20 protein-coding genes are annotated in these 20,145 nt (G+C 67.0%); 17 read left to right on the top strand and 3 right to left on the bottom strand.

The features are described 5' to 3' along the window. The 14 genes from QOH60_RS25765 to QOH60_RS25700 all read left to right on the top strand — a co-directional run. On the top strand, positions 1 to 581 hold a 581-nt coding region (locus QOH60_RS25765), incomplete at its 5' end, for an adenosylhomocysteinase (protein WP_526424712.1). Between the two features lie 100 nt (positions 582 to 681). Then, on the top strand, positions 682 to 1,689 hold the full coding sequence (locus tag QOH60_RS25760) for an LLM class flavin-dependent oxidoreductase (RefSeq protein WP_526424711.1): 1,008 nt from the start codon (positions 682 to 684) through the stop codon (positions 1,687 to 1,689). 20 nt (positions 1,690 to 1,709) lie between these two features. Next, a complete protein-coding gene (locus QOH60_RS25755) occupies positions 1,710 to 2,339 on the top strand; it encodes a dTMP kinase (protein WP_526424723.1) in 630 nt (209 codons plus the stop codon). 52 nt (positions 2,340 to 2,391) lie between these two features. Further along, positions 2,392 to 3,078, top strand: a complete 687-nt coding sequence (gene mtrA, locus QOH60_RS25750) for a two-component system response regulator MtrA (RefSeq protein WP_526424710.1) — start codon at positions 2,392 to 2,394, stop codon at positions 3,076 to 3,078. A 19-nt stretch (positions 3,079 to 3,097) separates the two neighbouring features. After that, positions 3,098 to 4,756, top strand: a complete 1,659-nt coding sequence (mtrB, locus tag QOH60_RS25745; RefSeq protein WP_526424709.1) for an MtrAB system histidine kinase MtrB — start codon at positions 3,098 to 3,100, stop codon at positions 4,754 to 4,756. A 14-nt stretch (positions 4,757 to 4,770) separates the two neighbouring features. Continuing rightward, a complete protein-coding gene (gene lpqB / locus QOH60_RS25740; RefSeq protein ID WP_526424722.1) occupies positions 4,771 to 6,522 on the top strand; it encodes an MtrAB system accessory lipoprotein LpqB in 1,752 nt (583 codons plus the stop codon). Between the two features lie 86 nt (positions 6,523 to 6,608). Then, positions 6,609 to 6,917 carry a WXG100 family type VII secretion target gene (locus tag QOH60_RS25735; RefSeq protein ID WP_526424708.1) on the top strand — a complete coding sequence of 103 codons (309 nt, stop codon included), beginning with the start codon at positions 6,609 to 6,611 and terminating at the stop codon, positions 6,915 to 6,917. Beyond that, complete coding sequence (locus QOH60_RS25730; protein WP_526424707.1) at positions 6,914 to 7,204, top strand: WXG100 family type VII secretion target; 291 nt, start codon at positions 6,914 to 6,916, stop codon at positions 7,202 to 7,204. The genes QOH60_RS25735 and QOH60_RS25730 overlap by 4 nt, the downstream gene beginning before the upstream one ends. Before the next feature lie 9 nt (positions 7,205 to 7,213). Next, entirely contained in the window at positions 7,214 to 8,857 is a 1,644-nt protein-coding gene (locus tag QOH60_RS25725) for an NAD(+)--arginine ADP-ribosyltransferase (RefSeq protein WP_526424706.1), read from the top strand. Next, positions 8,854 to 9,501 (top strand): hypothetical protein, encoded by a 648-nt coding sequence (locus tag QOH60_RS25720; protein ID WP_526424705.1) that lies wholly within the window; start codon positions 8,854 to 8,856, stop codon positions 9,499 to 9,501. The genes QOH60_RS25725 and QOH60_RS25720 overlap by 4 nt, the downstream gene beginning before the upstream one ends. A 26-nt stretch (positions 9,502 to 9,527) precedes the next feature. After that, complete coding sequence (locus QOH60_RS25715; RefSeq protein ID WP_526424704.1) at positions 9,528 to 10,163, top strand: ComF family protein; 636 nt, start codon at positions 9,528 to 9,530, stop codon at positions 10,161 to 10,163. A 308-nt stretch (positions 10,164 to 10,471) separates the two neighbouring features. Then, the gene (gene hpf, locus QOH60_RS25710) at positions 10,472 to 11,158 is read left to right on the top strand and encodes a ribosome hibernation-promoting factor, HPF/YfiA family (protein WP_526424703.1); all 687 of its coding nucleotides are present in this window, start codon (positions 10,472 to 10,474) and stop codon (positions 11,156 to 11,158) included. Between the two features lie 145 nt (positions 11,159 to 11,303). Then, on the top strand, positions 11,304 to 14,132 hold the full coding sequence (gene secA, locus QOH60_RS25705; protein ID WP_526424702.1) for a preprotein translocase subunit SecA: 2,829 nt from the start codon (positions 11,304 to 11,306) through the stop codon (positions 14,130 to 14,132). 12 nt (positions 14,133 to 14,144) lie between these two features. Further along, on the top strand, positions 14,145 to 14,324 hold the full coding sequence (locus tag QOH60_RS25700) for a hypothetical protein (protein WP_526424701.1): 180 nt from the start codon (positions 14,145 to 14,147) through the stop codon (positions 14,322 to 14,324). A gap of 18 nt (positions 14,325 to 14,342) precedes the next feature. Here QOH60_RS25700 and QOH60_RS25695 read toward each other — a convergent pair whose 3' ends face one another. The 3 genes from QOH60_RS25695 to QOH60_RS25685 are packed head-to-tail and all read right to left on the bottom strand — an operon-like array spanning position 14,343 to position 16,908. After that, complete coding sequence (locus QOH60_RS25695) at positions 14,343 to 15,932, bottom strand: HNH endonuclease signature motif containing protein (RefSeq protein WP_526424700.1); 1,590 nt, start codon at positions 15,930 to 15,932, stop codon at positions 14,343 to 14,345. A 38-nt stretch (positions 15,933 to 15,970) separates the two neighbouring features. Next, positions 15,971 to 16,420 carry an SRPBCC family protein gene (locus tag QOH60_RS25690; protein WP_526424699.1) on the bottom strand — a complete coding sequence of 150 codons (450 nt, stop codon included), beginning with the start codon at positions 16,418 to 16,420 and terminating at the stop codon, positions 15,971 to 15,973. 11 nt (positions 16,421 to 16,431) lie between these two features. Continuing rightward, complete coding sequence (locus QOH60_RS25685; RefSeq protein ID WP_526424698.1) at positions 16,432 to 16,908, bottom strand: Rv3235 family protein; 477 nt, start codon at positions 16,906 to 16,908, stop codon at positions 16,432 to 16,434. 126 nt (positions 16,909 to 17,034) lie between these two features. Between QOH60_RS25685 and QOH60_RS25680 the strand changes: the two genes are divergently transcribed. From QOH60_RS25680 to QOH60_RS25670, 3 genes are read left to right on the top strand one after another with little or no spacing between them, the layout of a single operon-like run. Further along, positions 17,035 to 18,447, top strand: a complete 1,413-nt coding sequence (locus QOH60_RS25680) for a WS/DGAT/MGAT family O-acyltransferase (RefSeq protein WP_526424697.1) — start codon at positions 17,035 to 17,037, stop codon at positions 18,445 to 18,447. A 15-nt stretch (positions 18,448 to 18,462) separates the two neighbouring features. Then, complete coding sequence (locus QOH60_RS25675; protein ID WP_526424696.1) at positions 18,463 to 18,957, top strand: DUF6912 family protein; 495 nt, start codon at positions 18,463 to 18,465, stop codon at positions 18,955 to 18,957. 44 nt (positions 18,958 to 19,001) lie between these two features. Further along, positions 19,002 to 20,141 carry a ferredoxin reductase gene (locus QOH60_RS25670; RefSeq protein WP_526424695.1) on the top strand — a complete coding sequence of 380 codons (1,140 nt, stop codon included), beginning with the start codon at positions 19,002 to 19,004 and terminating at the stop codon, positions 20,139 to 20,141. Positions 20,142 to 20,145 lie beyond the last annotated feature (4 nt).

Below are 20,145 nucleotides of genomic sequence, written 5' to 3'. Positions count from 1 at the left end.
TCACCGAGATCGACCCGATCAACGCGCTGCAGGCACTGATGGACGGCTTCGAGGTCAAGACCGTCGAAGAGGCCATCGGGTGGGCCGACATCGTCATCACCGCCACCGGCAACCAGGGCATCATCACCCTCGAGCACATGAAGGCGATGAAGCACCAGGCGATCCTGGGCAACATCGGGCACTTCGACGACGAGATCGAGATGGCGCGCCTGGAGCGCGATCCGAAGGTCCGGCGGATCAACATCAAGCCGCAGGTCGACGAGTTCATCTTCGAGGACGGCCATTCGATCATCGTGCTGTCCGAAGGGCGGCTGCTGAACCTGGGCAACGCGACCGGACACCCGTCGTTCGTGATGAGCAACAGCTTCTCCAACCAGGTGATCGCGCAGATCGAGCTGTGGACCAAGAACGACGAGTACGACAACGAGGTCTACCGGCTGCCCAAACACCTTGACGAGAAGGTGGCCCGCATCCACGTCGAGGCGCTCGGCGGCCAGCTGACCAAGCTGACGAAGGAGCAGGCCGACTACATCGGCGTCGACGTCGAGGGCCCGTACAAGTCGGACCACTACCGGTACTGAGCGCGGTTGGGCCCGAGCGCCGAGACTGCTGTGAGATCGCATAAATAGCGAATTTCGCGATCTGGCAGCAGTCTCGGCGTCGTCGTCTAGCGTTTCGTGGATGCGAAGCGTCGGAACGACCCTTATGTTCGACATGCGCGCGCCGGAGTGGGCGACGCCGACGAGCGATCTGTATCGCGCGGCAATCGAGATGGCGGGCTTCGCCGACGACATCGGCGTTGCCGTCATCAACCTGATGGAGCACCACGCATCGGAGGACGGCTATCTACCGCAGCCGTTCACGCTCGCGGCCGCCATGGCAGCGGTGACCACGAACGTCCGCTTCCGTCTCGGCGCAGTCCTGCTGCCCCTGCACGAGCCGCTGATGCTCGCGGAGCAGATCGCGGTGACCGACCTCATCAGCAACGGCCGCCTTGAGGTGATCTTCGGTGCGGGATACGTGCCGTTCGAGTTCGCGATGTTCGGCAAGTCGCTGAAAACCCGTGGCAAAGCAATGGATTCGGGACTCGACACCATCCTGCGGGCGCTGCGCGGCGAGCGGTTCGAGGTGGACGGACGGCCGGTGTACATCAGGCCGCTGCCGGTGCAGAAGCCCGAGGACATCGTGATGGTGGGCGGGGGAGTGCCGGCATCGGCGAAGAGGGCCGCTCGCTTCGGCGTCGGCTTCGGCCCGATCAATCCTGACCTGATCGACGTCTACCTCGAAGAGTGCCGCAACCTCGACCAGGCGCCCGGCAGGTACTTCCGGCCGGGTCCCACGCCCATTTCCATCCATCTGTGCGAAGACAAGGACGAGGGCTGGGCAGCGATCGAGCGCCACGCCATTCACGTCATCACGGAGTACGCGAAATGGGCTGGTGAAGAAGGAGATTCGTCGACATCGCCGTTCAAGGGCCTGGCGGACCCGGCCGCGCTACGTCAGGCCGGGCTGTTCGCCGCGTGGACACCCGACGAGCTGCTGGCGATTGTGCCGCAGATGCCGCCCCACTCGACCTTCCCGTTCCAGCCGCTCCTTGGCGGCCTGTCTCCCGAGGAAGGCTGGAAGAGCCTGGAGCTGCTCAAGGAGACCATGCCGGAGCTGAAGGCAGCAATCGCGGCGCTCGACTAAGTTCGGGACCTGTGCCGGGACTGCTGATCGCAATCGAGGGCGTCGACGGCGCAGGCAAGCGCACACTGTGCGACGGGCTGCGCGCGGCGTTCGAGGGCGACCACAAGTCGGTGGCCAGTCTGGCCTTTCCGCGGTACGGCCATTCGGTGCCCGCTGACCTCGCCGCCGAGGCACTGCATGGCGAGCACGGCGAGCTCGGCGCGTCGGTGCACGCGATGGCGGTGCTGTTCGCGCTGGACCGGGCCGGCGCGCGCGAAGAGATCGGTCACCTGCTCGCGGCGTACGACGTGCTGCTCCTCGACCGCTACGTCGCCTCGAATGCCGCCTACAGTGCAGCGCGCCTGCACCAGGACGCGACCGGGGAGGCGGTCGCCTGGGTGCATGCCCTCGAGTTCGAGCGGCTGCAGCTGCCGCTGCCCGACTGGCAGGTGCTCCTTGACGTCTCCGCCGAGCTGGCCGCCGACCGCGCCGCCAAGCGCGAATCCGAGGACGCGAGCCGCCGTCGCGACAGCTACGAGCGCGACGACGGACTGCAACGGCGCACCAGCGCGGTGTACGCGGGGCTCGCCGCCGAGGGCTTCGGCGGTCGCTGGCAGATTGTGGCTCCAGACGTCGATCCGGTGGCGCTGGCTGGCGTTCTCGGCCGTTAACGCGCAAAACACCCAGCGTGGTAGCAGCGTTTTATCCCAATGTGGTGACACCATGGACTCCATGAGGCAAAGGATTCTTGTTGTCGACGACGACCCATCGCTCGCCGAAATGCTGACGATCGTGTTGCGGGGGGAGGGCTTCGACACCGCGGTGGTCGGCGACGGCAGTCAGGCGCTCACCGCGGTGCGCGAACTGCGTCCCGACCTGGTGCTGCTGGACCTCATGCTGCCCGGCATGAACGGCATCGACGTGTGCCGTGTGCTGCGTGCGGACTCCGGCGTGCCGATCGTGATGCTGACCGCCAAGACCGATACCGTCGACGTGGTGCTCGGCCTCGAGTCCGGCGCCGACGACTACGTGATGAAGCCGTTCAAGCCGAAGGAACTGGTCGCCCGGGTGCGCGCTCGGCTGCGTCGCAACGACGACGAGCCCGCCGAGATGCTGTCGATCAACGACGTCGACATCGACGTCCCTGCGCACAAGGTGACCCGGCAGGGTGAGCAGATCTCGCTGACGCCGCTGGAATTCGACCTGCTCGTGGCGTTGGCGCGCAAACCGCGCCAGGTGTTTACTCGTGATGTGCTGCTCGAACAGGTGTGGGGCTACCGGCATCCCGCCGACACCCGTTTGGTGAACGTGCATGTCCAGCGGCTGAGGGCCAAGGTCGAGAAGGATCCGGAGAACCCGCAGGTGGTGCTGACCGTTCGAGGAGTGGGATACAAGGCCGGACCTCCGTGACCCCGGCGGAGCGCCGCCCGTGATCTGGGGCTCGAGGCGGCGCATCCAGCGCTCTGCCCCTTTACTGCGCGGACTGCGCGCCTTGAGTCGAGCCGTCGGGCTGGCCTGGCGTCGATCACTGCAGCTGCGGGTGGTCTCCCTTACCCTCGGGCTGTCCCTGCTCGTCATCATGGTCCTCGGCTTTGTGCTGACCAGCCAAATCACCGACCGCGTGCTCGACGCCAAAGTGCGTGCGGCAACGGAGGAGATCGACCGGGCGCGCGCCACCGTCAGCGGCATCGTCGGCGGTGAAGAGAGCCGCTCGTTGGACAGCAGCCTGCAGCTGGCGCGCAACACCATCACCGACCGCAAGACCGAGCCGGCTGCCGGAAACGGATTGGCCGGCGCGTTCGACGCGGTGCTGGTCGTGCCGGGCGACGGTCCCCGGGCGGCGACGTCCGCGGGCCCGATGACGCAGATCCCGGAATCGCTGCGCGACTTCGTCAAAGCCGGGCAGGTCAGCTACCAGTACGCCACTGTGCATACCGACGGCTTCACCGGCAGGGCGCTGATCATCGGCAGCCCGACGACGGGCCCCGTGTCGGCGCTGGAGCTGTACCTGATCTACCCGCTGTCCAGCGAAGAGAGCACGATTTCGCTGGTCCGCGGGACGATGCTGACCGGCGGCGCAGTCCTGTTGGTGCTGCTGGCAGCGATTTCGCTGGTGGTTGCCCGGCAGGTGGTGCAGCCGTTGCGCTCGGCGTCGCGCATCGCCGAGCGGTTCGCCGAGGGACATCTCACCGAGCGCATGCCGGTGCGCGGCGAGGACGACATGGCGCGCCTGGCCGTCTCGTTCAACGACATGGCTGAAAGCCTGTCGCGCCAGATCACCCAGCTCGAGGAGTTCGGCAGTCTCCAGCGCCGCTTCACTTCCGACGTGAGCCACGAGCTGCGCACCCCGCTGACCACCGTCCGGATGGCCGCGGACCTGATCTACGACCACAGCGACGACCTCGACCCGGCCCTGCGCCGCTCCACCGAGCTCATGGTCAACGAACTCGACCGCTTCGAGACGCTGCTGGCCGACCTGCTCGAAATTTCCCGCCACGACGCCGGCGTGGCTGAGCTGTCCGTCGAACAGGTGGACTTGCGCGACACCGTGCGCAGCGCCTTGGAGAACGTCGGGCACCTGGCCGGCGACGCCAACGTCGACGTGCAGGAGGAGCTGCCCGACGAGGAGGTGATCGCCGAGGTCGACCCGCGCCGCGTCGAGCGCATCCTTCGCAACCTGATCGCCAACGCGATCGACCACGCCGAGCACAAGCCGGTGCAGATCAACATGGCCGCCGACGAGGACACCGTGGCCGTCACCGTCCGCGACTTCGGCGTCGGCCTGCGCCCCGGCGAGGAGAAGCTGGTGTTCAGCCGGTTCTGGCGCTCGGATCCGTCCCGGGTGCGTCGGTCCGGTGGCACCGGTCTCGGGCTCGCGATCAGCATCGAAGACGCCCGGCTACACCAGGGTCGACTGGAGGCGTGGGGCGAGCCGGGCAACGGGGCATGCTTCCGGCTGACCCTGCCGCTCGTGCGCGGGCACAAGGTGACCACGAGCCCACTGCCGCTCAAGCCCGTCGCCCAACCAGTTGTCGAGCATAAGGACCGCCGCAGCCCGCGCCAGCGGGAGCCGGCGGAAAGCCGGTGAGACGGCTGGGGGCACTGGCCTGCCCGGTGCTCGCCATGGCGCTGGCCGTCTCGGGGTGCGCGGGCGTGCCGTCGTCGTCCTCGCCGCAGGCCATCGGAACCGTCGAACGCTCGGCCCCGCCGAGCCTGCCCAAGCCAACCCCGGCCATGGATCCCGACGTCCTGCTGCGCGAGTTCCTCAAGGCCACCGCTGACCCGGCCAGCAGGCACCTGGCCGCGCGGCAATTCCTGACCGACTCCGCGTCGCGAGGATGGGACGACGCCGGCAGCTCGTTGCTGATCGACAACGTGGTGTTCGTCGAAACCCGCAGTGCCGAGCGGGTTTCGGTGAACATGCGGGCCGACATCTTGGGATCGCTTTCCGACATCGGGGTGTTCGAGACGGGCGAAGGCGCACTGCCGGACCCAGGGCCCATCGAGCTTGTCAAGACCAGCGGCGGCTGGCGCATCGACCGGCTCCCCAACGGGGTGTTCCTGGACTGGCAGCAGTTCCAGGCCACCTACAAGCGCAACACCCTCTACTTCGCCGACCCGACCGGCAAGACCGTGGTGCCCGATCCCCGGTATGTCGCGGTGTCCGATCCCGACCAGCTGCCAACGGAATTGATGAGCAAGCTGATCGCCGGGCAGCGCCCGGAGATGGCACGGTCAGTGCGCAACCTGCTTGCGTCGCCGCTGCGACTGCGCGGGCCGGTGACCCGCGCTGACGGTGGCAAGACCGGGATCGGACGCGGCTACGGCGGAGCGCGCGTCGAGCTGGAAGGACTGTCGACCACCGACCCGCACAGCCGGCAATTGGTTGCGGCTCAAATCATTTGGACGTTCGCGCGGGCCGGGATCTCCGGACCGTACGTGATCAACGCCGACGGCGCCGCGCTCGACGACAGATTCGCCAACGGCTGGGAGGCCACCGACGTGGCGTCCACCGATCCCGGTGCCGACGACGGCGCCGCGGCCGGTTTGCACGGCTTGATCGGCGGGTCGTTGGTGTCGGTCGAGGGCGAGAACGCGCCGCGCGTGCCGGGTTCGTTCGGCCAGATGCCCGACCAGCGGGCCGCGACGCTGTCGCGCACCGGCCGCGATATGGCATCGGTGGTATCGCTGCGCGGCGGTCAACCCGACGCGGCGGCGTCGCTGTGGATCGGGCCCACCGGCGGCGTCGCGGTCGAGGCCACCGACGGCCGGATGGTCAGCCGCCCGAGCTGGTCGCTGGACAACGCAGTCTGGGTGGTGATCGACGGCGTCAACGTGGTGCGGGTGATACAGGAAGCCGCCTCGGGTCAGCCGGCCCGCATCCCCGTCGACGCGGCCGCGGTCGCCGCCAAGTTCCCGGGTCCGATCGCCGAGATGGCGCTGTCCCGGGACGGCACGCGGGCGGCCATGGCGATCAACGGCCAAGTCATCCTCGCGACCGTCGAGCAGACACCCGCGGGGGAGAACGCGTTGACCTACCCCCGCCGCCTCGGGTTCGGACTTGGCTCATCGGTGGTGTCGCTGTGCTGGCGCACCGGCGACGACATCGTGGTCGGGCGCAACGACCCCGCGCACCCGGTGTCCTACGTCAACCTCGACGGGGTGAACTCCGATGCCCCGAACCAGAACGTCGCTTCGCCTGTGTCGACGGTCGCGGCCAACCCCTCGATGGTCTACGTGGCCGATCAGCGCGGCGTGCTGCAGCTGTCGAGCAGTGCGGCCGAAAACCAGCAGAAGTGGGTTGACGTGCGCGTGCTGATGACTCCCGGCGCGATCCCGGTCCTGCCGGGCTGACGCCGGCTGGCGCCGAATTCGTGTCGGGTGCACCGCGCAGCCGTCGGTAGGCTCAGAGCAAACTCCCCGAGCCAAGTGAGATCACCTTGAGCGATCCTTCGAACTTGCGCGCCTCCCCCGAGGAGCTTCTGCGCGTATCCGAGATGCTCAGCCACGGCGCGGAGAACTACAGCGAGGGCCTTAAGGCCATGGACGCCGAGGCTTCGAACGCGCTCGACGGGTGGCGCGGCGCGTCCGGTGCGGCCTACGAGGACCTCTGGCGGCAGTGGCACAGCGGTGCCGGCAAGGTGCATCTTGGCCTGTCGACGCTGGCCGAGCTGCTCGGCCAAGCCGCTCACGACTACGCGTCGCAGGAACAGGCGTCGGCTGCTGCGGTGCGGAGCGTGCCCAGGTGAGCAACGCTTTCCGGGTCGACCCCGAGGCCCTGGCTGACGCGGTGGCCAGGATGTCGGCGTTCGAGCAGCACGTCGAGTCGATGCTCGCCGAGGTCGATTCGCTCGTGGCGAATCTGCACGTCCAGTGGAGCGGCCAAGGTGCCGCCGCGCACGCCGAGGCACATCAGCGCTGGACCGAGGGCGCCAAGATGATGCGAGAGGCGCTGGGCCGACTGCGCAACGCCGGCGACCGTGCGCACCACAACTACACCGGCGCGATTTCGGCGAACGCGTCGATGTGGTCATAACACCGCTCTATGGCCCCGCTCGCAGTCGACCCGATCGCACTTGACGGCGCCGGAACGTCGCTGCTTGGCTCGGGAAAGGACCTGGCCGCCGCGCGCGCCGCGCTCGCGGGGGCGCTGAGCGCCTGCGCGGGCATGTGCGGCAATGACCCGGCTGGGGTCGTGCACGGGCGGCAGTACGACGCCTCGGCCAAGTCGTTGATCGAGTCGATGGTCGATTTGACCAACGGCGCCAACCGAATTGGTGACGGCATCCGGACGAGCGCGTCGAACTACTCGAAGGCCGAGGTCGCCTCGAACGTCAACGGAGCACCATCGTCCCCGCTGCCGACGCCGGCGGCGACCACACCCACGAGCGCGAAGCTGCCCCCGTCGGCGCAAGGAGGCACCAGCGCGTCGGCGCCGCCCGGATGGTTTCTGATCCAGCCTCTGGTCGGAATGGTCTGGCCCAACGGGGATTCGGCGCGGCTGCGCGCGGCGGCGCTGGCCTGGACATCAGCAGGCAGCGCGTTTCTCGGCATGGAAGGAAGCGAGTTCGGCGCACTGTCGACGGTGGCGGCCCAGCAGATGCCCGAAGCCGCCCAGATCACCTCCGGGATCGGCAGCACTGCAAGTAACTCGACGGTGCTGTTCAACCAGACCGTCATGATGGCGTCGAACCTGGTCAGCTATGCAAACCAGATCGACGCCGTGCACGCCGCGATCATCGACCTGCTGTCGCGGGTGATGAACCCGATGACGCCGCTGAACGAACTGTGGGACCTGATCACCGGTGCCGACGAGGACGAACTGCAGAAGATCGCCAACGACATCCGCGTCATCCTGAACAACTTCATGCAGGAAGTGGCGGCGCTGGCGACGTTGCTGGCGCCGATCATCTCCGCCGCCCAGATGGTCGCGCAGGCGATGGGCCGCTGGGCCGCTATGGAGCTGCAGCAATTCGGCGACGCCGCGTACAACGTGCTGGCAGACGTCGTGAACGCGGGCGCGAGCATCGGCAATGCGGCGCTGCATCATCCTCTCGACGTGGCGGCGATCGCCGGTGGAGCGCTGCTGATGGACGCCGGAGCGGGGATGTTCGGCGGCGGTGTGATCGCGGACGCCACAGGGGTCGGCGCGATCGTCGGCGTGCCCGCCAACGCCGCCGGGGCGCTGATGTTCGCGGGCGGGGCAGTGCTCACGGGCGGCGGCGCGATCGATCTGGCCCAGGACGCGGCAGGCGAGAACGGCGTCGTGGTCATGCAGGCGCGCACGGGGTATCCAGGCGAGGGCGTCAACCGCGGCGACAATCGCGACAGCGGCGGAAAGTTCACCGGGCAGAACGGCTTTGGGTACGGACGCAACGCCGAAGCGCAAGGCATCAAACAGTACGAAAACGCGAACCCGGGCCGCTGGGTGACCACCGAGCAGCGGCGGGCGTCCGTCAGCGGTGCCCCCAACGGTAGGTTTTACGACGGATTGGCCCGACTGCCCGACCGTACGTATGAAGGCATCGAGATCAAGTCCGGGACGGCATCCCTGTCGCCCGGGCAGCGAGTGTTCGACGCCCAGGTGTCGCCCCAGAACCCCGCATACGCGACCATCGTCAACGAACAAGGAGTCGTCGAAACAGTGAAGATCACCCAAGTGACCATCAGGACGGTGCCAGGCGGATGAGGCTCGACCGACCCACCCACGTGGCCGAGAACAACCGTTCCAGCGGGTGGATGAGCAACTTCACCGAGGAGATTCCCGGCCAGCTGGCGGCGATCATCAACAGGCTCGGCGACGGCGAGTACGAGTACTACCTCATTTATCCGCTGCCCGCCGATGCCGAGTACGACGAAGTGGTGCATCCGACCGAATGGCTCCAGACGGCCGGCAGCGCCGAGCGGCTGACCGTGGAGATCAAGCGTCTCGACGACGACGGAGTGCACCGGCTGTACACGGTCGGCCGCGCGGATGCGGCCAACGAATCCAACGCATCTGAGGCGGTTCGCCGTGGCGACGTGGAGTACGCCGTACGGCCGTCGGAGGTGCTGACCGCAGCCGACGCGCTGACCTTGTTCCAGCACTACTACGACCATCACGAGATTCCCCAGGGGTGGCACCTGCGCGAGCAGGCCGAATTCACCGACACCGCAATGCAAGCCGACGCCGCGGCACAGGACGCCGGGGTGTCAGCCGACCTGCTCGACGCGCAACCCAGCGAGACCGCCGCGGCATCAGGCAGCCCGTCGGCCGAGTCGCAACAGCCCGTGGACTCCGGCGAGGAAGCCGCATCACCAGAAGGGGAGCAGCGGGGCAAACCGGCAGAGTAGTCGGTCGTCGTCCCCATACTTGCGGTGTGCTCGACCTCGTCCTTCCACTGGAGTGCGGCGGCTGCGGTGCGCCGTCCACCCGCTGGTGTGACGCATGCGCGGCTGAACTGTCGCTGCGGCCCGACGACCCGCGACTGATCCACCCGCGCGTCGATCCGGGCCTGCCGGTGTTCTCGTTGGGCCGCTACGCCGGGCCGCGCCGCGCCGCGATCGTCGCCGTCAAAGAGCGTGGTCGCGGCGATCTGATCGGCCCGCTGGCGACGGCCCTTGGTGCAGGGCTCGACAGGCTGATCGCGTGGGGAGTCGTCGAGCCGCCTTTGGCGCTGGTGCCGGCTCCCACCCGCCGCACGGCGGCCCGGCGGCGCGGTGGTGATCCGGTCGCTCGCGTGGCTTCCGCGATCGGCCGCAGTCGCGAGGGCGTCGGCGTGGTCTCGGCGCTGAGGATGCGGGCGATGACGCGCGACTCCGTCGGGCTTTCCACCGCCGCGCGGCAGGCCAACGTCTCCGGCCGAGTGCGCCTCGTCCGTGGCATCGTCGGCCGCCGGGAGGTCCTCCTGCTCGACGACATCGTGACCACCGGCGCCACGGCAACCGAATCCGTCCGGGTCCTGCAGGCCGCAGGCGCGCGTGTTGCCGGCGTGATGGCGATTGCGCACGCTTGACGCTCACGGCAGTTTCTCCGGTGTCAAACAGATGTGAAGAACTGGCAACAGGTCCGCCAAATGAGTGGCACGCAATGGTTAACACGGACTACCGTCGGGGCAAAGCAATCCGTGATCCATCACGGCGGCCGCCTCTCTCGTCAGGGGCGCCACTTATACCGAGAGCGGTAGGAGGTGAGTAGACCGACCTCTGGCCCAGCGGGGTGGCAGCACCGACGTTGCATTGCAGCTCCCGGCCCACTGGCGCCGTACTGACCATCACGCACGCCGACCGCGTGCGACGCCGCGACAGAAACGAGTTGCCCAGCATGACAATCCGATCCGTGGAATCTGAGCAGGCTTTAGCCCCCGACTACGTCGACGACCCGGCCGAGCCGATGGCGACCGCCGAAATCGTGGTCAAAGGCCGCAACGTCGAGATACCCGACCATTTCCGCATCTACGTGTCGCAGAAGCTGGCCCGCCTCGAGCGCTTTGACCGCACCATCTACCTCTTCGACGTCGAACTCGATCACGAGCGCAACCGGCGTCAGCGCAAGAACTGTCAGCACGTCGAGATCACCGCGCGCGGTCGCGGCCCCGTGGTTCGCGGCGAGGCCTGCGCCGACAGCTTCTACGCCGCCCTCGAATCCGCGGTGTGCAAGCTCGAAGGCAGGCTGCGGCGCAGCAAAGACCGCCGCAAGATTCACTACGGCGACAAGACGCCCGTGTCGCTGGCCGAGGCCACCGCTGTCGTTGCTCCCTGGCCGGAGCTACGTGAGCCCGTGGCCGGCGAAGCCGCGCAGCTGGACGGTATCGAGGCGGACAGTCATGAGCCCGGGCGCGTCGTGCGCACCAAGGAACACCCGTCGACCCCCATGACCGTGGACGACGCGCTGTACGAAATGGAACTGGTCGGCCACGACTTTTTCCTCTTCCACGACAAGGACAGCGACCGGCCGTGCGTGGTGTATCGGCGTCACGCGTACGACTATGGGTTGATCCGGCTCGCCTGACGCTCGCCAGGAGAAACCGCGGGGCCTCACCCTTCCCGTCGCTTCGCTCGCCCCTTGTTCCTTCCCGTCGCTTCGCTCCCCCCTTGCGGCCCGTCGCCTACCATGGGGTACGCCGAAGTCTGAAAAGAAATTAGGGGACGTATCCGTGCTGTCGAAGTTGTTGCGCCTTGGTGAAGGTCGCATGGTCAAACGCCTCAAGGGCGTGGCGGACTACGTCGGCACGTTGTCCGACGATATCGAGAAGCTGACCGACGCGGAGCTGCGCGCCAAGACTGACGAGTTCAAGAAGCGCCACGCCGATGGCGAATCCCTCGATGACCTGCTGCCCGAAGCGTTCGCGATCGCGCGGGAAGCGGCTTGGCGGGTGCTGGATCAGCGGCCCTTCGACGTGCAGGTGATGGGCGCCGCGGCGCTGCACTTCGGCAACGTGGCCGAGATGAAGACCGGTGAGGGCAAGACCCTGACCTCGGTGCTGCCGGCCTACCTCAACGGGATCGGCGGCAAGGGCGTCCACATTGTCACGGTCAACGACTACCTCGCCAAACGCGACAGCGAGTGGATGGGCCGCGTGCACCGCTTCCTTGGTCTCGACGTCGGAGTGATCCTGGCGCAGATGGGCCCCGATGAGCGGCGCGTCGCCTACGCCGCCGACATCACCTACGGCACCAACAACGAGTTCGGGTTCGATTACCTGCGCGACAACATGGCCCACCGGATCGAAGATCTGGTGCAGCGGGGCCACAACTTCGCGATCGTCGACGAGGTGGACTCGATCCTGATCGACGAGGCCCGCACCCCGCTGATCATCTCCGGGCCCGCCGACGGTGCGTCGAACTGGTACACCGAGTTCGCGCGGCTGGCGCCGTTGATGGAGAAGGACACCCACTACGAGGTCGACCTGCGCAAGCGCACGATCGGTGTGCACGAGCTGGGCGTGGAGTTCGTCGAGGACCAGCTCGGCATCGACAACCTCTTCGAGGCCGCGAACTCTCCGCTGGTCAGCTACCTCAACAACTCCATCAAGGCCAAGGAGCTGTTCTCGCGCGACAAGGACTACATCGTCCGCAACGGCGAGGTGCTGATCGTCGACGAGTTCACCGGCCGCGTGCTGATCGGCCGCCGCTACAACGAGGGCATGCACCAGGCCATCGAGGCGAAGGAAAACGTCGAGATCAAGGCCGAGAACCAGACGTTGGCCACGATCACGCTGCAGAACTACTTCCGGCTCTACGACAAGTTGTCCGGCATGACGGGCACGGCCGAGACAGAGGCCGCTGAGCTGCACGAGATCTACAAGCTGGGCGTGGTGACGATCCCGACGAACAAGCCGATGATCCGCACCGACAGGTCCGACCTCATCTACAAGACTGAGGAAGCCAAGTACATCGCGGTCGTCGACGACGTCGTCGAGAGGTACGAGAAGGGCCAGCCGGTGCTCATCGGCACCACCAGCGTCGAGCGCTCCGAGTACCTGTCGCGGCAGTTCCAGAAGCGCCGCGTGCCGCACAACGTGCTGAATGCGAAGTATCACGAGCAAGAGGCCAACATCATCGCCGAGGCCGGCAGACGCAGCGCGATCACCGTCGCGACGAACATGGCGGGCCGCGGCACGGACATCGTGCTGGGCGGCAACGTCGACTTCCTGGCCGACAAGCGGCTGCGTGAGCGTGGCCTCGACCCCATCGAAACCGCCGAGGAATACGAGGCGGCGTGGCACGAGGAACTGCTCAAGGTCAAAGACGAGGCCAGGGCCGAAGCCGAAGAGGTGATCGAGGCCGGCGGACTGTACGTGCTGGGCACCGAGCGACACGAGTCGCGGCGCATCGACAATCAGCTGCGGGGCCGGTCGGCTCGCCAGGGTGACCCAGGCGAGTCGCGGTTCTACCTCTCGCTTGGCGACGAGCTGATGCGGCGGTTCAACGGCGAGACGCTGGAGGCGTTGCTGAATCGGCTGAACCTGCCCGATGACGTGCCGATCGAGGCGAAGATGGTCACCCGCGCGATCAAGAGTGCCCAAACTCAAGTCGAGCAGCAGAACTTCGAGGTCCGCAAGAACGTCCTGAAGTACGACGAGGTGATGAACCAGCAACGCAAGGTGATCTACGCCGAGCGCAAGCGCATCCTTGAGGGCGAGAACCTCAAAGACCAAGCGCTGGACATGGTTCGCGATGTCATCAAGGCGTACGTCGCCGGCGCGACCGCCGAGGGCTACGCCGAGGACTGGGACCTCGAGCAGCTGTGGACGGCGTTGAAGCAGCTGTACCCGGTCGGCCTTGATTACAAGAACCTGACCCATGAGCACGACGACATGGACGACCTGACCAGCGAGGAGTTGCTGGACGCGCTGCTGGAGGACGTCGAGCAGGCCTACGAGAAGCGCGAGGCCGAGATCGCCGAACTGGCCGGCGAAGGAGCGATGCGCCAACTCGAGCGCAATGTTCTTCTCAATGTCCTGGATCGCAAGTGGCGCGAACACCTTTACGAGATGGACTATCTCAAGGAGGGCATCGGGCTGCGCGCGATGGCGCAGCGCGACCCGTTGGTCGAGTACCAGCGTGAGGGTTATGACATGTTCATCGGCATGCTGGACGGGCTGAAGGAAGAGTCCGTCGGCTTCCTGTTCAACGTTGCCGTGGAACCGGTGCAGGCGCCGGCTGTCGCGCCGGTGGCTGCGCCTCAGGGCCTGGCCGCGTTCGCTGCGGCTGCCGCGGCGGCGGGCGCTCAGGAGGGTTCGGTGGCCACCAAGGAGCGCGCGGACTCCCCGCCGACGGCGTTGCGCGCCAAGGGAATTGACGATGGGGAGCAGCAGCTCACCTATACTGGTCCGTCCGAGGACGGGTCGGCCCAGGTGCAGCGGCGCAACGGCGGCGGTGAGCCCGCCGGCGTGACCTCCGGCGGTACGCGGCGTGAGCGCCGGGAAGCCGCACGCCGGCAGGCGCGCGGATCAAAGCAGCCGAAGTCGCGCCGGACATAGAGAGGGGATCGCATGACTCAGGAGCCGTATCGGGTGGATCCGTCCAAGGATCCGACCCCTGGTGTGCCCGGGCACGCGTTGCCCGACGACGCCAGCGGGCCGCACCCGTTGGCCGACCCGGCCAACGATCCCACCCCGGGTGCCCCCGGGCATGCTCTACCGGACGACGAGGACACCACGCCCGGCGAGTGACCGCGGGCTCCGGCCGCTTTAGAACGGCGGCTCGTCTGGAGTCGGAGGTTCGGGTGGCGGCAGCCAATCCGGCGGAAGTTCTTCGGGTTCTTCCGGCTCGTTGACCCATGTGCAGAACGGGCTGGTGCTGGGTGCGCCTTTGAACAGAAACAGCTGGCGGCGCAAGTGGTTTCGGAATTTTCTGGCGCCGATCTCGTGTTTGCGGGCGAAGATCATGCGACGATGCTCCTTATTCAGCGGCCGGACGGCGCTGTTGCGTTTGCGCACCCGAGTGATTCGTGCAGCGCGATCGCGAGAATGGTTGCGGTGTGAAGGCTTCGGCGCCTGGCACGCCGGTGCCCGCAGTCCGGCGAACAGATCGGCGCCTCCCGGGGTGGTTCGGTGCACCTCGTCGGTCGGCGAAGTCCAGATAACTGTGCCGTCGCCAAGCTGTCTTTCACGCCACCCGTCCGGGCCGCCGCCGAACGTTTTGAGCCGATGATGTTGACGGCATAGGCATTTCAGGTTCGACGCGACGGTCATGCCGCCGGCGGCCGGGTTGTCGTGGTTGAACGGGATCGTGTGATCGATGTCGCAATACTGCGCGGACACATCGCATCCCGGGAACCGGCACGTCAGGTCGCGGCATCGCACGAAACGCTCCAGTGCTGCCGAGGGCTGATAGGTCAGTGCCGCGGCCTCGTCGATCGTCGGGTCCAGCATTCGTTGCGACGCATTGTCGGCCAGCTCACGGACGTGGTCGGCGTCGATCACGCCGTAGCCGGCCAGATAACCGGGCTGCTGACTGCAGCCGGTGATCGTGTCTTGACTCGCAACGACATTGATCACCACCTGCGTGCCGCCCGCCGGCCGCGGCGCGCGATCTCGTTGTGGGCACCCGGGCCCGCCGCACATGCATGCCAGCTCGTCGCCAGCAGCCAGCGCGTCCACCGCATCGGCGCGTCGCTGGGTGATGGTGCGGGGATCGTCGGCGCACACGGCGGTGGCCATCTGTGAGAGTCGCGCATCGAAGGCCGCGGCCGCTTCGGCGGCGACCGTGCCGCTGATCCTGGCCATGCCGTAGGGCAACGGGGTGACCCCGATACGGCGATCATGATGCTCGGCGGCCTGGCGGCGTTCCCTTGCGCCGTCGGGATCAGCGGCGTACACCATCGCATCCACGGCGTTGATCACACGGCGCCGCGACCAGGACCGCCACACCGACACCCGCGCGGCGAACGCCTCGTCGAGTGCGTCGATGAACGCTCCGCCGACCAGCTCGCTTCGCTCGATCACCAATTCCACCGTGCGCCAATCGGTCCTGCCGTCGGCAAGCACGGCGGCGGTCTTGGGCAGCCGCAATGCAAGGTTCTCGGCGTGTGCTACCAGCGTGCTGGCCTCGCGCGGTGACAGGGTCAACGCCGCAGCTACCTCCGCAGCGGTGCGCTGAAACCCAGTGATCGTGCGGTGGTCAGGATCGGGATCGACATCGAACTCATAGATTCGATGCCACAACAAGGCGACGATCGCGGTCAGCTTGCGCGCCGTCTGACGCGACTGCTCGGCGTGAGCCTCGCCGATCACATCCACAAGTTTGGAAGGAGCGAGGTTGTCAACTGATTCGAACATACATTCGATTATAGTAGACGCCACCGACACGCCGGAGCCTACTTCTCGAGCAACTCCGCGATCCGTTCCAGCGTCGCCTGCATGCCCTCCTCGGCCTGCCGCGGCATCGCACCGAGCTTCAGGAACCACCGCTGCTTGTCTTGCGAGAGGTCCCAGGTTTCGCGGACCAACGTGCCGTCCTCCACGGGTTCGAGGTCGTAGCGCCAGATCCGCCCGCCGGCCAGGCCGCCGCCAAACGTCGTCTTCCAAGCGATGCGCCGGTCCTGCTCAAACTCGATCACAGTGTTGGTCGACCGGTACGGCAGCCCCGCCTTCATCGCCATCCCGAACTTCGATCCCTTCTTCAGGGGAACCGATTCGGCCGTCGCGTGCTGCACCCGCCCCGATCCGTCGATGCTGGCGTGCTTTCCGGCGTCGGCCACGAGAGCAAAGATGTCCCCGGCCGGCGCTTTGATGACGCGTTCGACGCTGAGCGTGTTGCCGTCCATGGCGACCAACGCTAGCCCACATGCAGCGCGACCAGCCGCCACCGTCGACGTCCGCGAACGTCGGCACATTCGACCCGGCCCGCGATCGCGCGCACCCGATCGCCACGGCAATACGTCGCGAAGACCTCGGCGACGTCGCCGTCGCGGTCCACGATGCGCAGCCGCACGTGGCGAAGCTGTGCAGCAGACAGACCCGCGCCGGGACGCGAACGGGCCAGGCCGACGACCGTGTCGGCGAGTCCGTGGCCGAGCAGCGGAGCTATCTGCGCGAACGGACGCCGCCCGTCGACGACTTCGAGCACTGCGCGCAGCGCTGTGTCCGCGAATGTCGCGGCGGCATGGGGCGCGGTCTGGGACGCCACCGGCGGCACCGCCGTCAGCCGCCGATGCGACGTGCGGCGCAGCGCGCCCAACGGCGACACCCGGCGCGGCGCACCGATCGGCGGTTCGAAGTCCACAACGGGCACGACAGGGGAGTCCTGGGTCATGTCTGACAGACGCAGGCGCTGGCGCGTTTCGTTCCATCGAGCGCGCGACGCGCCCGTCGTGCGTGGTACAAGGTTGTCCGGCTACCGTGGCGGGGGGCTGAGGACCGGAGGGGAGGTCGCTTCGCGATGGTCACACGCTTGTCGGCGACGGACGCAGCGTTCTACCACCTTGAAAACACTGCGACCCCGATGTACGTCGGCTCTCTGTCGATCCTGCGCCGCCCGAAGGCCGGATTGTCCTACGAGACGCTGCTTACCACGGTGGAGCGGCGACTTCCCCAAATTCCTCGCTACCGACAGAAGGTGCGCGAGGTGACATTGGGACTCGCGCGACCGGTGTGGGTCGACGATCCGGATTTCGACATCACCTATCACGTCCGGCGTTCTGCCCTGCCGTCCCCGGGCAGCGACGATCAGTTACACGAGCTCATAGCGCGGCTGGCGTCGCGACCGCTGGACAGAGCACGGCCGCTGTGGGAGATGTACCTGGTAGAGGGTCTTTCGAAGAACCGGCTCGCGCTCTATATCAAGTCGCACCAGGCGCTGGTCAACGGAATGCCCGCGCTCGAGATCGGGCATGTGATCGCCGATCGCACGCAACGTCAGCCCGACTTCGGGGAGGACATCTGGATTGCGGCTCACGAGCCGTCGTCGATGGAGCTGATGCTGGGTGCAATCGGCGAATGGGTGGCGCGGCCAACCACGCACCTAGAGGCGGTGCGCTCGACGATCAGCGACGTCGCCGCGAACGCGGGCTACCTCGCCGACTTCGGACGTAACGTCGTCCACACGGCACGCACGGTGCTGCGCGGCACGGCGCCGGACAGCCCGCTGAACAGCGAGGTCTCGCGCAATCGCCGATTCACCGTCGCCTCCGCCCGGCTCGAGGACTACCGGAAGCTGCGGGCCCGCTACGACTGCGACGTCAACGACGTCGTGCTGGCCGTCATCACGGGGGCCCTGCGCAACTGGCTGCTCTCCCGCGGCGAGCCCGTCATGACTCCGGTGAGTGTGCGCGCCATGGCGCCGATGTCGGTGTACCCCGAAGCCGACCTCGAAACCAATGCCGGTCCGGGCCAAGCCATCAGCGAGGTGTCACCGTTTCTGGTGGATCTTCCGGTCGGCGAGGGCAACCCGGTGGTGCGGTTGTCGCAGATCGCCCACGCCACCGAATCGCATCCCACCGCGCCGAGCCTGGTGGACGCCCGGACGATCATCACGCTGTCGGGGTTCGCACCACCGACCCTGCACGCCATGGGAATCCGGGTCGCCACCCACTACGCGACGCGGGTGTTCAACCTTCTCATCACGAATGTTCCCGGCCCTCAATCGCAGATGTACATCGCCGGAGCGAAACTCCTCGAGACCTATGCGGTGCCGCCACTGCTGTACAACCAGGTGCTCGCCATCGGGGTGACGTCATATTGTGGCGAGCTGTATTTCGGCATCAACGCCGACCGTGACGCGATGAGCGACGTCGAGTTGCTGCCATCGTTGTTGCGTGAGTCGCTCGACGAGCTGCTCGAGACAGCGCAGTAGCGTTACTGTTTCGGCATGCGGGTTTATGTCCCAACGACTTTGGCCATGCTGCAGCGGCTCGTGACCGAGGGTGCAGTGAACCCGGTGAACGGCACCGCCTTTGCGGTCACCCCGACGCTGCGTGAGGCCTACGCCGAGGGCGACGACGACGAACTTGCGGAGGTGGCGCTGCGCGAGGCGGCCCTGGCGTCGCTGCGGCTGCTGAGCAGTGATGCGTCGGAGCTGCCACGGCGGCGGGCGGTGCTGGTGGCCGACGTGGACAACGTGACGCCGCTTCCACTGCTCGACGATGCGGTAGTGCGCCTCGTCGGCCCGGTCTCTATGGACCGGGTGGTCTGTGCACACGTCGACAATTCGGCCGCCGAGCGTGACGTCGAGGCGGCGATCGAGGTGGTCGACGAGGCTGACCTCGGCGACGAGGACGCCGAACTGATTGTCGGCGATGCGCAGGACCATGATCTGGCCTGGTACGCGCCCCAGGAGCTGCCGTTTCTCCTCGAATTGCTGTGACGTCGTGTTGTTACGAAGGCGTAGGTTACGGTACCGTAGGTTCTATGGGTTCGAGGGTTCATAAGCCCACCGCGGTGGTGGTTAACACCCGCCCGCCGACGGTCTCGGGCACCGCTGGGAGAAATCCCATCTGGAAGACACTTCGCGCCGTCGTGGGACGAATTACCACGCCGCTGCTTCCTGACGACTATTTGCAGCTGGCCAATCCGCTGTGGTCGGCGCGCGAGCTGCGCGGCCGGATTCTCGAGGTCCGACGCGAAACGGTGGACTCGGCGACGCTGGTGATCAAGCCGGGCTGGGGGTTCGAGTTCAACCATGAGCCCGGCCAGTACATCGGCATCGGCCTGCTGGTCGACGGCAGGTGGCGGTGGCGGTCGTACTCGCTGACGTCGGCGCCCTCCACGTCGGAGGCGACCATCACGATCACGGTCAAGGCGATGCCGGAGGGATTCCTGTCGACGCACCTGGTCGGCGGTGTCGCACCGGGGACGATCGTGCGGCTGGCTGCGCCACAAGGCAACTTCGTGATGCCCGACCCTGCGCCGTCGTCGGTGTTGTTCCTCACAGCAGGTTCCGGCATCACACCCGTGATGTCGATGCTGCGCACGCTGGCTCGCCGCGGTCAGGTCACCGATATTCGTCATGTTCATTCTGCGCCAACCGAATCCGACATGATGTTCACTTCAGAGCTGGCCGACCTTGGTCAAGCCCACGCAAGCTATCGACTACAGACGCGGGCCACGCGCACACACGGCCGGCTGGATCTGTCCAGGTTGTCCGACGATGTGCCGGACTGGCGTGAGCGCGAGACGTGGGCGTGCGGACCGCAGGGAATGCTGGAGGCGGCTGGGCGCGCCTGGGCCGACGCGGGCATCGCCGACAAACTGCATATCGAGCGGTTCGCCGTATCCAAGGCAGCGCCGCACGGCCAGGGCGGCACCGTGACCTACGCGCGCAGCGGAAAGACGGTCACCGCCGATGCCGCGACATCGCTGATGGATGCGGGTGAAAACGCCGGCGTGCAAATGCCTTTCGGCTGCAGGATGGGCATCTGCCAGTCCTGCGTCGTCGACCTGCTCGACGGCCATGTCCGCGATCTGCGCACCGGCGCCGAGCGCGAAGCGGGCAGCCGCGTGCAGACCTGTATTTCGGCGGCGTCAGGAGATTGCGTGGTCGACATCTAGGCAT

This window comes from Mycobacterium sp. (assembly GCF_032159765.1).
GTDB lineage: Bacteria > Actinomycetota > Actinomycetes > Mycobacteriales > Mycobacteriaceae > Mycobacterium.
The sequence above is the reverse complement of the archived record's forward strand: the minus strand, read 5'-3'. Positions and strand labels throughout refer to the sequence as shown.

What these genes read in the sequence shown, in the direction of transcription:
- QOH60_RS25760 (WP_526424711.1), top strand. Translation starts at nt 682, where the DNA reads ATGCGAAGCGTCGGAACGACCCTTATGTTCGACATGCGCGCGCCGGAG.
- mtrA (WP_526424710.1), top strand. Translation starts at nt 2,392, where the DNA reads ATGGACTCCATGAGGCAAAGGATTCTTGTTGTCGACGACGACCCATCG.
- QOH60_RS25725 (WP_526424706.1), top strand. Translation starts at nt 7,214, where the DNA reads ATGGCCCCGCTCGCAGTCGACCCGATCGCACTTGACGGCGCCGGAACG.
- QOH60_RS25720 (WP_526424705.1), top strand. Translation starts at nt 8,854, where the DNA reads ATGAGGCTCGACCGACCCACCCACGTGGCCGAGAACAACCGTTCCAGC.
- hpf (WP_526424703.1), top strand. Translation starts at nt 10,472, where the DNA reads ATGACAATCCGATCCGTGGAATCTGAGCAGGCTTTAGCCCCCGACTAC.
- QOH60_RS25700 (WP_526424701.1), top strand. Translation starts at nt 14,145, where the DNA reads ATGACTCAGGAGCCGTATCGGGTGGATCCGTCCAAGGATCCGACCCCT.
- QOH60_RS25695 (WP_526424700.1), bottom strand. Translation starts at nt 15,932, where the DNA reads ATGTTCGAATCAGTTGACAACCTCGCTCCTTCCAAACTTGTGGATGTG.
- QOH60_RS25690 (WP_526424699.1), bottom strand. Translation starts at nt 16,420, where the DNA reads ATGGACGGCAACACGCTCAGCGTCGAACGCGTCATCAAAGCGCCGGCC.
- QOH60_RS25685 (WP_526424698.1), bottom strand. Translation starts at nt 16,908, where the DNA reads ATGACCCAGGACTCCCCTGTCGTGCCCGTTGTGGACTTCGAACCGCCG.
- QOH60_RS25680 (WP_526424697.1), top strand. Translation starts at nt 17,035, where the DNA reads ATGGTCACACGCTTGTCGGCGACGGACGCAGCGTTCTACCACCTTGAA.
- QOH60_RS25675 (WP_526424696.1), top strand. Translation starts at nt 18,463, where the DNA reads ATGCGGGTTTATGTCCCAACGACTTTGGCCATGCTGCAGCGGCTCGTG.
- QOH60_RS25670 (WP_526424695.1), top strand. Translation starts at nt 19,002, where the DNA reads ATGGGTTCGAGGGTTCATAAGCCCACCGCGGTGGTGGTTAACACCCGC.